Origin of the sequence: Streptomyces parvulus (genome assembly GCF_014648855.1) — a bacterium.
Lineage (GTDB): Bacteria > Actinomycetota > Actinomycetes > Streptomycetales > Streptomycetaceae > Streptomyces > Streptomyces parvulus.
The window spans coordinates 299,388-312,189 of sequence record NZ_BMRX01000005.1 but is presented as its reverse complement, the minus strand read 5'-3'; the positions used below and the strand labels follow the sequence as shown (position 1 = coordinate 312,189).

The window sequence follows — 12,802 nt, the reverse complement described above, 5'->3', positions numbered from 1 at the left end:
TGACGGTGATGACCGACGGGGACGGGGCGGCGGCGGGGGGCGCGGCCTTCATCGAGCTGGACGGGGTCGAGAAGGTCTTCGACGTGCGCAGGAAGACGGGTTTCCTGAAGCGGGAGCGGCGCGAGGTGCGGGCCGTGGACGGGCTGTCCTTCACGGTGGCGCGCGGCGAGATGGTCGGCTACATCGGGCCGAACGGCGCCGGGAAGTCCACGACGATCAAGATGCTCACCGGCATCCTGACGCCGAGCGGCGGCCGGCTGCGGGTGGCCGGGATCGACCCGTCCCGGGAGCGGACGCGGCTCGCGCACCGCATCGGGGTGGTGTTCGGGCAGCGGACGACGCTGTGGTGGGACCTGCCGCTGATCGACTCCTACCGGCTGATGCACCGCATGTACCGGATCCCGGACGCCCGTTACCGGGAGAACCTGGACCGCTGCGTGGAACTGCTCCAGCTCGCCGAGCTGTTGGAGGTGCCGGTGCGGCAGCTGTCGCTGGGGCAGCGGATGCGCGGCGACATCGCGGCGGCGCTGCTGCACGACCCCGACGTGCTGTACCTGGACGAGCCGACGATCGGCCTGGACGTGGTGTCGAAGGCCAAGGTGCGGGGATTTCTGCGGGACGTGAACGCGGAGCGCGGCACGACGGTGCTGCTGACCACGCACGACCTCCAGGACATCGAGCAGCTGTGCTCGCGCGTGATGGTCATCGACCACGGGCGGCTGATGTACGACGGCCCGTTGGCGGGGCTGCACGAGGTGGGGGAGAGCGAGCGGACGCTCGTGGTGGACCTGGAGCGGGAGCTGCCGCCGGTTGAGGCGCCGGCGCCCGCCCGGGTGGTGCGGGTGGAGGGGCCTCGGCAGTGGCTGGCGTTCCCGGCGTCGGCGTCGGCCGCGGGGCTGGTGGCGGCGATCGCCGCGCGGTATCCGCTGGTCGATCTGTCGGTGCGGGAGCCGGACATCGAAGCGGTGATCGCCAAGATGTACGCGGAACGCGCGAGCGCGTAGTGCCGGGCGCGGTGACCTCGTAGGCTGCTGTACATGACCGACGACGCCCCGGAGCTGCGCGCATCCGACGCCGACCGTGAACGCGTGGCCGAGGTCCTGCGGGACGCCCTCGCGGAGGGCCGGCTCGACATGACCGAGTTCGAGGAGCGGCTGGACGCGACGTACCGGGCGCGGACCTACGGGGAGCTGGCGCCGATCACCCGGGACCTGCCGGACGGCACCGCGGCGGTGGCGCCCAAGGTGTCGATGACCAAGGACCCGGCGCGCTCGGGAGGCTGGGCGGGCCGGGTCACCGGCGGCGAGCCCTCGTCGACCTGGGCGGTCGCGGTGATGTCCGGGTTCCAGCGCAAGGGCCGCTGGACGGTGCCCCGGCGGTTCAACTCGTTCGCGTTCTGGGGCGGCGGGGACATCGATCTGCGCGAGGCGGACTTCGCGTCCGGCGAGGTCGTGATCAACTGCGTGGCGATCATGGGCGGGATGAACGTGGTCGTGCCGCCCGGCGTCGAGGTCGTCGTGCGCGGCATCGGGATCATGGGCGGTTTCGACCACCGCGAGGAGGGTGTCCCCGGCGACCCGGGCGCCCCGCGCGTGGTCGTGACCGGCTTCGCGTTCTGGGGCGGCGTCGGGGTCGAGCGCAAGCTGACCCGCGCGGAGCGGCTCCGGATCAAGGAGGAGCGCCGGCAGGAGAAACTGGAGCGCCGGCAGGACCGCGAGCAGGACCGCCTGGACCGCGGCTCCGACCGCGGGGAGCTGGGCCCCTCCCGCCACACCTTCCACGACCCGCACGGCGACCGGCGGGACCGCGAGCGCCGCCGCCGGGACTCCTGACGGGCGCCGCGGCGGCTCACGCCTCGACCGGTACCGCGCCCTTCAGGTCGTCCAGGTCCAGGACCTGGCCCATGCGGGCGTAGCCCTTGTCGCCGGGGTGCAGGTGGTCCCCGCTGTCGTAGTCGCCGCGCAGCCGGCGCGGGTCGTAGGCGTCGCGCAGGGCCTTGTCGAAGTCGACGACCTCGTCGAAGACGCGGCCGGACCGGATCTCCCCGTTGATCTCCTGCCGCATCGCCTCGCGTTCCGGCGTGTACGCGCGGTAACCGCCGAACGGCATGATCGTCGCGCCGACGACCTTGAGCCCCCGCGCGTGCGCCCGGTCGGTGAGGGTGCGCAGGCCGGCGAGGATCGAGTCCCGGTCGGCGAGTTCCGGGCTGTGCAGGATGTCGTTGACGCCGAGGACGATCACGACGACCTTGACGTTGGTGCGCTGCAGCACGTCCCGGTCGAAGCGGCTCAGCGCGCTCGGGTTGTCGGCGGGCCGCCCCTCCCTGCTGGTGAGGATGCGGTTGCCGCTGATGCCCTGGTTGACGACGCTGTAGCGGGGGGCCTTGCGCCCCTGGCCGGCCGCCTCGTGCAGCCGCTCGGCGAGCACGTCGGTCCAGCGGTGGTTGGCGTTCACCTCGGAGCCGAAGCCGTCGGTGATGGAGTCGCCGATCGCGACGACCGTCCCGTTCGCCTCGTGGCTCAGTACGTCCAGCGCGGTCAGGTAGCGCCAGTAGGGCGTCTGGGTGGTGTAGCCGACGGCCGTGACGTCCGCCGTGCGGTCACCGGCGGCCAGGAAGCTGGTCTGCCGGGCCTGCGGGTGGTAGGTGACGGGGCCGGAGGGCACCGGGGAGTACGTGGTGACCAGGACGTCCGCGCCGTAGGGGACGGCGATGCGGGCGACGTCGCTGATCACCTGGCCGCCCGCCGGGATGATCACCCGGGGGCTGCCGCGGAAGGTGAGCCGGCGCATCGTGTCGGCGACCGCGGCCGCCGTGTCCGGGCCGGCGGCCAGGGCGATGGAGGCGTGCGTGACCGTCAGCGGGGACTGTCCGTACAGGTTGGACAGGGTGATCCGCGCGCTGGTGCCGCCGACCCCGGCGTGCACGACGTTGCGCACCGAGCGGCCCGCCATGCCGGTCGTCTCGGTGCCCGGCTCGGCCGCCGCCGGTGAGGTGGACCACGCGCCGACCCAGGAGCCGGTGGAGGCCGGGGCTGCTTCGCCCCGTGGGAAACGGCCGCTCGCGAGCGGTGTCTGGTCCGTGCTGCCGTCGTCCGCGGACGCTCCGGCGTATATCGCCGCGGAAATCGCCACTATCAGGGTGACGATCGCCGCGAGCAGGGCACGGTGCTTGGTGGGAGGCGCCCCCGCACCCCCGTCACGACCCCGGGTCATGCTGTTCTGTTCTCCTCGGGCGAGGGGAGCCCCGAGGCTCCGGTCCGATGAACCCATGATGAGGCATGGGACGGGGAAAGGCCGCACGGGCCCCGGGCGTTCCCCTCCAGGACAGACGCGGGGAACTTGTGATCCGTTCCGGGAGTAGGTCGGGAAGGGACAATGAGCGGGACGGAATCGGCGAACGGGTGGAGCGGATGGCAGGCACGAAGGCGGAACTTCCCGGCGGCCCCGGGGAGACCGGGGGCACCGGGGCTGCCGGGGAGGGCACGGGGGCGTTCCGCGACCGCGCGATGACCTCCTTCAGCCCGGCCGACGAGGAGAAGCGGCGCGGCGTACGCCGGATGAAGCTCACCGCGACCGGCCTGCTGCTGTTCGTCGCCGTGGTGTACGTGCTGGCCGAGTGGGCCGCCCACCGCGGCGCCGGCGCCTGGGCGGGCTACGTCTCCGCCGCCGCCGAGGCCGGCATGGTCGGCGCCCTCGCCGACTGGTTCGCGGTCACCGCCCTCTTCCGGCACCCGCTGGGCCTGCCCATCCCGCACACCGCGATCATCCCCAAGAAGAAGGACCAGCTGGGCGTCTCCCTCGGGGAGTTCGTCGGCGAGAACTTCCTCTCCGAGGACGTCGTGCGCCGCCGCCTGCGGGCCGTCGGCATCGGCAGCAGGCTCGGCGCCTGGCTCGCCGTGCCCGAGCACGCCGACCGGGTGACGGCCGAGCTGTCCGCCGCCCTGCGCGGCGCCCTCACGGTGCTCCGGGACTCCGACGTGCAGGCGGTGGTGGGGGAGGCGATCACGCGCCGCGCCGACGCCCAGGAGATCGCCCCCGGCATCGGCAAGCTGCTGGAGCGGATCGTCACCGACGGCGGCCACAAGCGCGCCGTCGACCTGGTCGTCTCCCGCGCCCACGACTGGCTGATCCTGCACGGGGACTCCGTGATGGACGCCGTGCAGGGCGGGGCGCCCGGCTGGACGCCCCGGTTCGTGGACAAGCGGGTCGGCGAGCGGGTCTACAAGGAGCTGCTGCGCTTCGTCACCGAGATGCGCGACATGCCCGCCCACCCGGCGCGCGGCGCCCTCGACCGCTTCCTCGCCGACTTCGCCTCCGACCTCCAGTCCGACACCGACACCCGCGCGCGCGTCGAGCGGCTGAAGACCGAGGTGCTGGGGCGCGGCGAGGTCCAGGATCTGATCGCGTCCGCCTGGACGGCCGTACGGTCCATGATCGTCTCCGCGGCCGAGGACGAGCGCAGCGAGCTGCGGCTGCGGGTCCGGGCGTCGCTGCTGTCCCTGGGCGCCCGGATGGCCTCCGACCCCAAGGTGCAGGGCAAGGTGGACGGCTGGGTGGAGGGCGCCGCGGTGTACGTGGTGACGACCTACCGCCGCGAGATCACCTCCCTGATCACCGACACGGTGGCGAGCTGGGACGCCGAGCACACCACCAAGAAGATCGAGGCGAACATCGGCCGCGACCTCCAGTTCATCCGGATCAATGGCACGGTGGTCGGCTCGCTGGCCGGGCTGCTGATCTACACGGTCTCCCGCATGCTGGGGGCGTAGGCCCCGCGGGCTCCGGCCGGCGGGTCCTGCGCCACCCCGGCGCGGCGGGCGTGTTCCCTCCGGCGCCGGGCACAAGGGAGGCGTTCACTCGACGGAGAGGGAGCCATGACAGCAGACGCGTCGTCGGGTTCGGTGCCCGCCTCCTCCGGGACCGTCACCACGGCCGTCCCGGCCCGCCTCGACCGGCTGCCCTGGTCGCGGTGGCACTGGATGATCGTGATCGGCCTCGGCACCGTCTGGATCCTGGACGGCCTCGAAGTCACGATCGTCGGCAACGTCGCCGGGCGCATCGCCGAGGACGGCAGCGGCCTGGACATCAGCTCGGCCCAGATCACCGGCCTCGCCGCCGCCCTGTACGTGGCGGGCGCGTGCTCCGGGGCCCTGTTCTTCGGCTGGCTGACGGACCGCTACGGCCGCAAGAAGCTGTTCATGGTCACGCTGGTCGTCTACCTCGCGGCGACCGCGCTGACCGCCCTGTCCTTCGAGTCCTGGTGGTTCTTCCTCTTCCGGTTCCTCACCGGTTTCGGCATCGGCGGCGAGTACGCGGCCATCAACTCCGCGATCGACGAGCTGATCCCGTCCAAGTACCGGGGCCGGGTCGACCTCATCATCAACGGCAGCTACTGGCTGGGCGCCATCGGCGGCGCGCTGCTGTCGATCGTGATGCTGGACACCGACATCTTCCCCAAGGACCTCGGCTGGCGGCTCAGCTTCGGCCTCGGCGTCGTCCTCGGCCTGGTCATCCTGCTGGTACGGCGGCACGTGCCGGAGAGCCCGCGGTGGCAGTACATCCACGGCCAGGGAGAGAAGGCGGACACCCTCGTCGACTCCGTGGAGCGGGAGATCGAACAGGAGCGGGGGGAGAAGCTGCCGCCGCCGGCCGGTGAGATCACCATCCACCAGCGCAAGAGCATCGGCTTCGGCCTGATCGCCAAGACCGTCTTCCGCCGCTACCCGCGCCGCGCCGTCCTCGGCCTCTCCCTCTTCATCGGCCAGGCGTTCCTGTACAACGCCATCACCTTCGGCTTCGGCACCATCCTCATCACCTTCTTCGACGTGCCGACCGGCAGCACCGGCTACTACTTCGCCGTCATCGCCGCGGGCAACTTCCTGGGCCCGCTGCTCCTCGGCAAGCTCTTCGACACGGTCGGTCGCCGGATCATGATCTCCGGCACGTATCTGCTCTCCGGCGTCCTGCTCTTCGGCACGGCCTGGCTCTTCGACCGGGGGTCGCTGACGGCCTCGACGATGACGGCCTGCTGGTGCGTGGTGCTGTTCTTCGCCTCCGCGGGCGCGTCCAGCGCGTATCTGACGGTCTCCGAGATCTTCCCGATGGAGACCCGGGCCATGGCCATCGCCTTCTTCTACGCCCTCGGCACCGCCGCCGGCGGCATCAGCGGCCCGCTGCTCTTCGCCGACCTCACCGAGTCCGGCGTGGTCGGCGACACCGTCCTCGCCTTCCAGGTCGGCGCCGGACTGATGTGCGCGGCCGGGCTGGTGGCGGCGTTCCTCGCGGTGAAGGCGGAGCGCCGCTCGCTGGAGGACATCGCCGAGCCGCTGTCCTCCGTCACCGAGGGATCAGGAGCCACCCGATGACCGTCCGGAGAATCGTCCCGAACCTGCACATCGAGTCCGAGGAGCTGTGGAACGCGAGCCGCGACTTCTACGGCCTCCTCGGCTTCGAGGAGGTCATGGACATGGGCTGGGTGACGACGCTCGCCTCGCCGTCTAACCCCACCGCGCAGATCAGCCTCTTCACCGAGGAACGCACCGCGCCCGTCGTCCCCGACCTGAGCGTCGAGGTCGAGGACGTCGACGCGGTGTACACGCAGGTGGCGGCGTCGGGCGCGGAGATCGTCCGGGAGCCGCGGGACGAGGAGTGGGGCGTCCGGCGCTTCTTCGTCCGCGACCCGAACGGCAAGGTCATCAACGTCCTGACCCACCGCCCGTGACCCACCGCTCCTGACTCAGCACTACTGACCACCGCTCCCGGTCGTCCCGCCCGGAGAGGGTGGCGGCCGGAGCGGGAACCCCGCCGCCTCCCGGCCCGCGCCGCTCAGGCGTTGCGGTCCGCGACCGCCCACGAGGCCAGGGCCACCGCGCCGGCCACTCCGAGGACGGCGGGCCAGGCGCCCACCTTCTTGGCCAGCGGGTGGGAGCCGGCGAAGCCCGCCACGTAGGCGGCCGTCAGGGCGCCCGCGGCCGCGCCGCCCGCCCGGCGGCGCCACTGCTCGGCGGCGGCCGCCCCGGCCACGGCCAGCACGGCCCCGCCCAGTTCGCGCCGCTTCGTCCAGCGGGCCACGCCGTAGCCGCCGACGAGACCGCCCGCGGCGACCGCCGCGCTGGGAACCTTCGCCATCTCTGCCTCCTGCCGCGTTCGCCGGCCGACGCGGCCGACTGGTGCAACCGAGGCTAATCACCACCGCGCCCCGCGCACGCGCCGGGGTGAGCCCCGACGGGCGACCGGGTGAGCGACCCCCGCACCCCCGCCGCACCCGCCCGTGCCCCACGTTCGGCCGAACGACGTGCCCTGGCCGTGCCCCGCGCGGGTATCCGCACGGTTGGCACAGCCGGGGAACACACGGACCGAGGGAGCACGCAGCCGATGAGCACGCAGAGTCCCGGCACCGACCGGCCCCGCGCCCGACAGGTCCTGGTCGACGGGGCCCGGGTGGCCTGCTGGGAGTCGGGACCGCCCGACGCCGAGCCCGTGCTGCTCCTGCACGGCTACCCCGCCGGCCACCAGTGCTGGCGCCACCAGGTCCCGCCCCTCGCCGCCCGCCACCGGGTCCTCGCCCCCGACCTCCTCGGCTGGGGCGAGTCCGACCGCCCCCTCCACCTGCCCTTCGACTACGACAGCGAGGTCGCCCGGATCGGCCGCCTGCTGGACGCCCTGGGCCTCGACTCGGTGAACCTGGCCGGCCACGACTACGGCGGCTTCCTCGCCCTCGGCCTCACCCAGACCCACCCCGCGCGCGTCCGCCGCCTGGCCGTCCTCAACAGCCGCGCGCACGGCACGTTCACCCGGCGCTGGTACGCCGCCTTCAGCCTCATCGGCCTCGCCGGACGCACCCCCGCCCTGCGGCCCGCCGCGACGCGCCTGCCGTACGCCGCCCTCCACCGCCGCACCTTCGCGCCGCTGGTGCGCGCGGGCCACCTGGACGCCGGTCTCCTGGAGCACTACGTCGGCTGGATGGACACCCCGGAGGGCCGCCGCTGGCTGCTCCACTACTTCGGCGACTACCGCACCCCGCCCCGCCCCGAACTGCGCCGCCGCCTGCCCGAGGTGACCTGCCCGACGGCCGTGGTCTGGGGCCGCGCCGACCCCTACCTGAGCCCGGCGATCGCGACGGACCTGGCCGCCGCCGTACCCCGCGCCGAACTGACGATGCTGGACGACGCCGGGCACTGGGTGATGGACGAACGCCCGGCCGAGGTCACCGCCGCCCTGCTCCGGCTCCTGGAACGGACCCCGTGACCCGGTGAGACGCAGGTCACACCCGCAGGCCTCCGCGCCCTGTCACATCCGGCCCGCGCATTCCGTCGTAGCCGTGTACGCCCCCGGGCGGACCACTGGCCACCAGGCCGGAGGGACACGACGCACCACGACGGAGGAGCCCCATGGAAGCCCGACTCAACCTGTTCTCCAGCCCGCTCGCCGGCAAGCTCCTGCGCCACATCAACTCGGCCGGCAAGGCCGTGACCGACTCGGCGCTGCCGGAGGCGACCCAGGAACTGGTCAAGATCCGCGCCAGCCAGATCAACGGCTGCGGCTTCTGCCTCGACATGCACACCAAGGACGCCGCGAAGGCCGGGGAGACCTCCCTGCGCCTCAACCTGATCGCCGCCTGGCGCGAGGCCAAGGTCTTCACCGACGCCGAGCGCGCCGCCCTCGAACTGACCGAACAGGGCACCCGTATCGCCGACTCGGGCGGCGGCGTCACCGACGAGGCCTGGGCCGACGCGGCCCGGCACTACGACGAGGACCAGCTGACCGCGCTGGTCGGACTGATCGCGATCATCAACGCGTACAACCGCATGAACGTCATCACCCAGCAGCCCGCCGGCGACTACGAGCCGGGTATGTTCGGCTGACCGTCCGCGGTCCCGCCGCCCCCCCTGGGTCCCCCCGGCGGACGGCACGCCCCGCGCCCCGGGGCGCGCCGTCCCGGCGGTTCAGCCGGCGTGCAGCAGGACCGGCAGCCGCTGATGCCCGTTGCTGATCAGCGAGGGCACGGGCGGCAGTTCCTCCGCCGGGTCGGCGAGCCGGATGCCGGGGAAGCGGTCGAAGAGGCTCTGGAGCGCGAGCACGACCTCCATGCGGGCCAGCGGCGCGCCCAGGCAGAAGTGCACGCCGTGGCCGAACGCCAGGTGCTCCTTGACCACGCGCGCCGCGTCGAAGGTGTCGGCGTCGGCGTGCCAGTCCGGGTGCCGGTTGGCGGCGGCGTACGAGGCGAGGATCGCCTCCCCGCGGGCGATGGTCCGGCCGTCCGGCAGGGCGATGTCCGCGACCGCGTACCGCAACGGCAGGTGCTTGACCGCCGGTTCGTGGCGCAGCGTCTCCTCCACGACGTCGCCCCAGCCGACGGCACCGCTGCGCACCAGTTCGAGCTGGTCGGGGCGGGTCAGCAGGGTGTGCACGGCCTGGTCGATGACGTTGACGGTGGTCTCGTAGCCGGCGCTGATCATCAGCAGCATGGTGTCGCGCAGCTCCCCGTGGGAGAGCCGGGCGCCGTCCCCCTCCTCGTCCCGGGCGGCGATGAGCAGGGACGTCATGTCGTCGCCGGGCGCGGCGCTCTTGTCGGCGATCAGCTTGTCCAGGACCTCGTACAGGCGGGCGGTGTTGGCCTGCGCCTCGGCCTGGGTCAGCGTCGTGTCGAAGACGTTGTCGACGAGGGCGCGGAAGCCCTCCAGCTGGTCCTCGGGCATCCCCATGAGGTGGCCGATCACCGCGATGGGCAGCGGGAACGCCAGCTCCTGCCGCAGGTCGACCGGCTCCCCGGCGGGCAGGGCGGCGAGCCGGTCGATCAGGCCGGCCACCATGCCCTCGACGGCGGGGCGCATCGTCTCGATGCGGCGGGCGCTGAAGGCCGGCGCCACCAGCCGCCGCAGCTTGCGGTGGTTGGGGCCGTAGGCGGTGAACATGTTCTCCACCGCCACCCACAGGGCGAGCGGCCAGGTCCCGACCACCGCACCGAACGCGGGCCAGTGCGCCCGCGCGTCCTTGGACACGTCGGGGCTGGTCAGGAGCTGTTTGAGCAGGGCCGGATCGGTGATCGACCAGGCCTCCACACCGAGTACGTCCACTCGCGTGGCCGCGCCGCGCTCCCGCAGGGCGCGGTGCTCGGCGTGGTGACCGGCACCGGTGGGGTCGAGAACGAGGGGAGACTGCTGGGACGCCATGGCCTGGCTCCTTAGTGTGCGGCGGGGAAGGTGACGGGCAGCGATTCCAGGGCGCGGTGGAACGGGCCGGGCCGCCAGGTGAGTTCGGCCGCGGGACGGGCGAGGTCCGTCTCCGGCAGCGCGTCCAGGAGGTGGGTGACCGCGGTCTCCGCGATGAGGTAGGCGTGCGAACGGGCGGGGCAGGAGTGCGGGCCGATGCTCCAGGCCAGGTGGGCGCGGTTGCCCGCGTGCCGGCCCTCGGGCACGCCCTCCGTCAGCGCCGGGTCGTTGTTCGCCGCCGCCATCGAGACGACCACCGGCTGGTCGGCCGGCAGCAGCACTCCCTCGACGTCGATGGGGTACGGCGGATAGGAGATGCAGTAGTTGGCCATCGGCGGGTCGGTGTAGAGGACCGCGTCGAGCGCGTCGCGCACCGTGGAGAGACCGGCGTGCAGATCGGCGGAGAACTCCTCGTCGGTGAGGATCTTCAGGATCGTGTTGCTGATCAGGTTGGTCAGCGGCTCGATCCCGGCGCCGTAGAGCGTGACGAGCTGGTGGCCCATCTCCTCGTCGGTCAGCTCGGCGGGGTGCAGCGTCAGCCGGGACGTGATGTCGTCGCCGGGGTGCCGCCGGCGCAGGGTCACGAGGTCGGAGACGGCACGGGCGAGGATCTCGTTGCCGAGCTGGGCGTTGGTGGTGTCGAAGATCTTCGCCATGCCGTCGGCGATGCGCTGCCCTATCTCGTCCGGGCAGCCGAGCAGCGCGCTCAGCACGCTGAAGGCGATGGGGAACGAGTACTGGGTGAGCAGGTCCGCCGAGCCCGCGCCGCGGAACCCGTCGATGGCGCCGTCGGCGACCTTCTCCACGAGGGCGCGCAGCCCGTGCTGGTCGACCCTGTCGATGGCGTGGGTGTTCGCGGACCGGTAGCGGGCGTGCTCGGCGCCGCCGGAGCGCAGCGCGTTGGGGCGCCACTCCATCATCGGCCGCACCGGGCAGGACACCGGGATCAGCTTCTCCCAGGCGCGCGGGTCGGCCGGGAAGCGCAGCGGGTCGTTGAGGATGCGGCGGGCCTGGTAGTAGCCGATGACCAGGGTCGCGGGGACGCCCGGCGCCAGGTCGACGGGGACGAGGGGGCCGTGGGTGCGCCGCATGCGCCGGTAGGCGGCGTGCGGGTCCGCGGCGAACTCCGGTTCGTACAGGGCGATCCGGCCCGGAGGGCGCGTCGGCTCGGGCTCGGCGGAGGGCGGCGTCATGGGCGGGTCTCCAGGAGGGCGTCGGCCGAGCGGTGCTCGCGCTGTCGCTCGTGCTCGGAGAGGTACTCGGTGAGCGTGATCAGGGCGTGCAGTGAGGATGTGCGGTCGCGGGCGTCGCAGCTGGTCAGCGGCGTGGCCGGCTCCAGGGCCAGCGCCTCGCGCAGCTCGGCCGCCGGATAACCCGGCGCGCCGGGGAAGGCGTTGACGGCGACGGCGTACGGGATGCCCGCGCCGTCCAGCAGCCCGAGGGCGTCGTGGGAGGCGTCGAGGTCGCGGGTGTCGGCCAGCACGAGGCAGCCGAGGGCGCCTTCCGCCAGGTCCTCCCACAGCGGCTGGAACCGCGACTGCCCCGGCAGCCCGAACAGGTACAGCGCGAGCCGCCCGCCGGCCATGTGGATGCGGCCGAAGTCCATCGCCACGGTCGTCGTCGTCTTGTGCGGGGTGCCGCTGAGGTCGTCCACGCCGGCGCTGGCCTGCGTGATGGGTTCCTCCATCCGCAGCGGCCGCACCTCCGAGACGCTGCCGATGAACGTCGTCTTGCCGACGCCGAAGCCACCCGCGACCACGATCTTGGCCGACCGGGTCACCGAGGCCGGGACGTAGGTGACGGGCGGGTCAGACCATGGAGCGCAGTCCACGGAGTACCTCCTGCAGCAGGTCGAAGTCGGGCTGGTGCTCGGTCGCGGCGACCGGGCTGGAGAGGTGGCCGGAGTCCATCAGCGAGGAGACGAGGATGCGCACCGTGGACGGCGGCAGCTCCAGCGCGGCGGCGATGTCGGCGACGGCCAGGCCGCCGTCCGCACCGGCGAACAGCCGCATCACCCGGCGGGCGTCCGGGCCGAGGGTGTCCGTCGGGCCGGTCGCGGCGATGACCACGCTCTCCGGGCGCACGTCCGCACGGGGGCGGACCTGGCCCCCGGTGCGGACGTAGGGCCTGACCATGTCGGGGTCACGCCGCGGCCCCGTCATGCCGTCCGGCCGCCTTCCGCGCCCTCCGCGGGCGGCACGCGCTCCGCCGTGCCCAGCTCGTGCCCCACCCGGGTGGCGAGCCGCACCATGTGGTGGGAGATCAGGCCGACGTCGGCGTCCGGGCCGGTCGTGCACACCGACAGCATCGTGTTCCGCGCGGCGGTGGTCGTCAGCCCGATGCAGCCCACCGACTCGATCAGCAGCTGGCGCATGCCCGCGCCGCCGGTGAACTCGTCCCAGGCCTTGCCCGCCGCGCGCAGCGCCGCGGTCAGCGCGGCGAACTTCTCCCCGTCGTCCTGGCCGATGGTCGCCGTACGGGCCTTCAGCAGCCCGTCCCCGCTCATCAGCACGGCGTAGCGGACGCCCTCGACGGTGCCGAGCTCCTGGTCGAGCAGCCAGCCCAGGCTGTTGGTGTGTGTGTCTTGCACG

General features: G+C 73.1%; 14 protein-coding genes. 7 read left to right on the top strand and 7 right to left on the bottom strand.

From position 1 onward, the window contains the following. The first annotated feature begins 8 nt into the window (after positions 1 to 8). Together IE108_RS11485 and IE108_RS11480 are read left to right on the top strand one after the other, a co-directional pair. Positions 9 to 1,004 (top strand): ABC transporter ATP-binding protein, encoded by a 996-nt coding sequence (locus tag IE108_RS11485; protein ID WP_064728101.1) that lies wholly within the window; start codon positions 9 to 11, stop codon positions 1,002 to 1,004. 33 nt (positions 1,005 to 1,037) lie between these two features. After that, positions 1,038 to 1,832, top strand: coding sequence for a DUF1707 SHOCT-like domain-containing protein (locus tag IE108_RS11480; protein WP_064728100.1), 795 nt, complete (start codon positions 1,038 to 1,040; stop codon positions 1,830 to 1,832). Between the two features lie 16 nt (positions 1,833 to 1,848). Here the strand turns inward: IE108_RS11480 and IE108_RS11475 are convergent, their stop codons facing one another. Continuing rightward, entirely contained in the window at positions 1,849 to 3,213 is a 1,365-nt protein-coding gene (locus tag IE108_RS11475) for an SGNH/GDSL hydrolase family protein (RefSeq protein WP_064728099.1), read from the bottom strand. Between the two features lie 197 nt (positions 3,214 to 3,410). On the opposite strand from IE108_RS11475, the gene IE108_RS11470 reads away from it, so the two are divergent. The 3 genes from IE108_RS11470 to IE108_RS11460 all read left to right on the top strand — a co-directional run bounded on the left by IE108_RS11470 (position 3,411) and on the right by IE108_RS11460 (position 6,721). Next, a complete protein-coding gene (locus IE108_RS11470) occupies positions 3,411 to 4,769 on the top strand; it encodes a DUF445 domain-containing protein (RefSeq protein ID WP_064731780.1) in 1,359 nt (452 codons plus the stop codon). Between the two features lie 105 nt (positions 4,770 to 4,874). Continuing rightward, a complete protein-coding gene (locus IE108_RS11465) occupies positions 4,875 to 6,365 on the top strand; it encodes an MFS transporter (RefSeq protein ID WP_064728098.1) in 1,491 nt (496 codons plus the stop codon). Continuing rightward, positions 6,362 to 6,721, top strand: a complete 360-nt coding sequence (locus IE108_RS11460) for a VOC family protein (RefSeq protein ID WP_064728097.1) — start codon at positions 6,362 to 6,364, stop codon at positions 6,719 to 6,721. The genes IE108_RS11465 and IE108_RS11460 overlap by 4 nt, the downstream gene beginning before the upstream one ends. Before the next feature lie 104 nt (positions 6,722 to 6,825). Here IE108_RS11460 and IE108_RS11455 read toward each other — a convergent pair whose 3' ends face one another. Beyond that, positions 6,826 to 7,128 (bottom strand): hypothetical protein, encoded by a 303-nt coding sequence (locus IE108_RS11455; RefSeq protein WP_064728096.1) that lies wholly within the window; start codon positions 7,126 to 7,128, stop codon positions 6,826 to 6,828. A 246-nt stretch (positions 7,129 to 7,374) separates the two neighbouring features. On the opposite strand from IE108_RS11455, the gene IE108_RS11450 reads away from it, so the two are divergent. Both IE108_RS11450 and IE108_RS11445 read left to right on the top strand, forming a co-directional pair. Next, a complete protein-coding gene (locus IE108_RS11450) occupies positions 7,375 to 8,247 on the top strand; it encodes an alpha/beta fold hydrolase (RefSeq protein WP_064728095.1) in 873 nt (290 codons plus the stop codon). Positions 8,248 to 8,390: 143 nt separating this feature from the next. Then, on the top strand, positions 8,391 to 8,864 hold the full coding sequence (locus tag IE108_RS11445) for a carboxymuconolactone decarboxylase family protein (protein WP_064728094.1): 474 nt from the start codon (positions 8,391 to 8,393) through the stop codon (positions 8,862 to 8,864). A gap of 81 nt (positions 8,865 to 8,945) precedes the next feature. Here the strand turns inward: IE108_RS11445 and IE108_RS11440 are convergent, their stop codons facing one another. The 5 genes from IE108_RS11440 to IE108_RS11420 are packed head-to-tail and all read right to left on the bottom strand — an operon-like array spanning position 8,946 to position 12,801. Continuing rightward, positions 8,946 to 10,172, bottom strand: a complete 1,227-nt coding sequence (locus IE108_RS11440) for a cytochrome P450 family protein (RefSeq protein ID WP_064728093.1) — start codon at positions 10,170 to 10,172, stop codon at positions 8,946 to 8,948. Between the two features lie 11 nt (positions 10,173 to 10,183). Next, complete coding sequence (locus IE108_RS11435) at positions 10,184 to 11,404, bottom strand: cytochrome P450 (protein ID WP_064728092.1); 1,221 nt, start codon at positions 11,402 to 11,404, stop codon at positions 10,184 to 10,186. Then, complete coding sequence (locus IE108_RS11430; protein WP_064728091.1) at positions 11,401 to 12,042, bottom strand: GTP-binding protein; 642 nt, start codon at positions 12,040 to 12,042, stop codon at positions 11,401 to 11,403. Before IE108_RS11430 ends, IE108_RS11435 begins: the two co-directional genes overlap by 4 nt. Beyond that, positions 12,020 to 12,373 (bottom strand): DUF742 domain-containing protein, encoded by a 354-nt coding sequence (locus IE108_RS11425; protein ID WP_064728090.1) that lies wholly within the window; start codon positions 12,371 to 12,373, stop codon positions 12,020 to 12,022. The genes IE108_RS11430 and IE108_RS11425 overlap by 23 nt, the downstream gene beginning before the upstream one ends. After that, positions 12,370 to 12,801: a roadblock/LC7 domain-containing protein gene (locus tag IE108_RS11420; protein WP_064728089.1), complete on the bottom strand. Its 432-nt coding sequence runs from the start codon at positions 12,799 to 12,801 to the stop codon at positions 12,370 to 12,372. Before IE108_RS11420 ends, IE108_RS11425 begins: the two co-directional genes overlap by 4 nt. Between the last annotated feature and the right edge of the window lies 1 nt (position 12,802).

Bases quoted from the DNA above. Each gene is read 5' to 3' on its own strand.
- IE108_RS11485 (WP_064728101.1), top strand. From the start codon at position 9: ATGACCGACGGGGACGGGGCGGCGGCGGGGGGCGCGGCCTTCATCGAG.
- IE108_RS11480 (WP_064728100.1), top strand. From the start codon at position 1,038: ATGACCGACGACGCCCCGGAGCTGCGCGCATCCGACGCCGACCGTGAA.
- IE108_RS11475 (WP_064728099.1), bottom strand. From the start codon at position 3,213: ATGACCCGGGGTCGTGACGGGGGTGCGGGGGCGCCTCCCACCAAGCAC.
- IE108_RS11470 (WP_064731780.1), top strand. From the start codon at position 3,411: ATGGCAGGCACGAAGGCGGAACTTCCCGGCGGCCCCGGGGAGACCGGG.
- IE108_RS11465 (WP_064728098.1), top strand. From the start codon at position 4,875: ATGACAGCAGACGCGTCGTCGGGTTCGGTGCCCGCCTCCTCCGGGACC.
- IE108_RS11460 (WP_064728097.1), top strand. From the start codon at position 6,362: ATGACCGTCCGGAGAATCGTCCCGAACCTGCACATCGAGTCCGAGGAG.
- IE108_RS11455 (WP_064728096.1), bottom strand. From the start codon at position 7,128: ATGGCGAAGGTTCCCAGCGCGGCGGTCGCCGCGGGCGGTCTCGTCGGC.
- IE108_RS11450 (WP_064728095.1), top strand. From the start codon at position 7,375: ATGAGCACGCAGAGTCCCGGCACCGACCGGCCCCGCGCCCGACAGGTC.
- IE108_RS11445 (WP_064728094.1), top strand. From the start codon at position 8,391: ATGGAAGCCCGACTCAACCTGTTCTCCAGCCCGCTCGCCGGCAAGCTC.
- IE108_RS11440 (WP_064728093.1), bottom strand. From the start codon at position 10,172: ATGGCGTCCCAGCAGTCTCCCCTCGTTCTCGACCCCACCGGTGCCGGT.
- IE108_RS11435 (WP_064728092.1), bottom strand. From the start codon at position 11,404: ATGACGCCGCCCTCCGCCGAGCCCGAGCCGACGCGCCCTCCGGGCCGG.
- IE108_RS11425 (WP_064728090.1), bottom strand. From the start codon at position 12,373: ATGACGGGGCCGCGGCGTGACCCCGACATGGTCAGGCCCTACGTCCGC.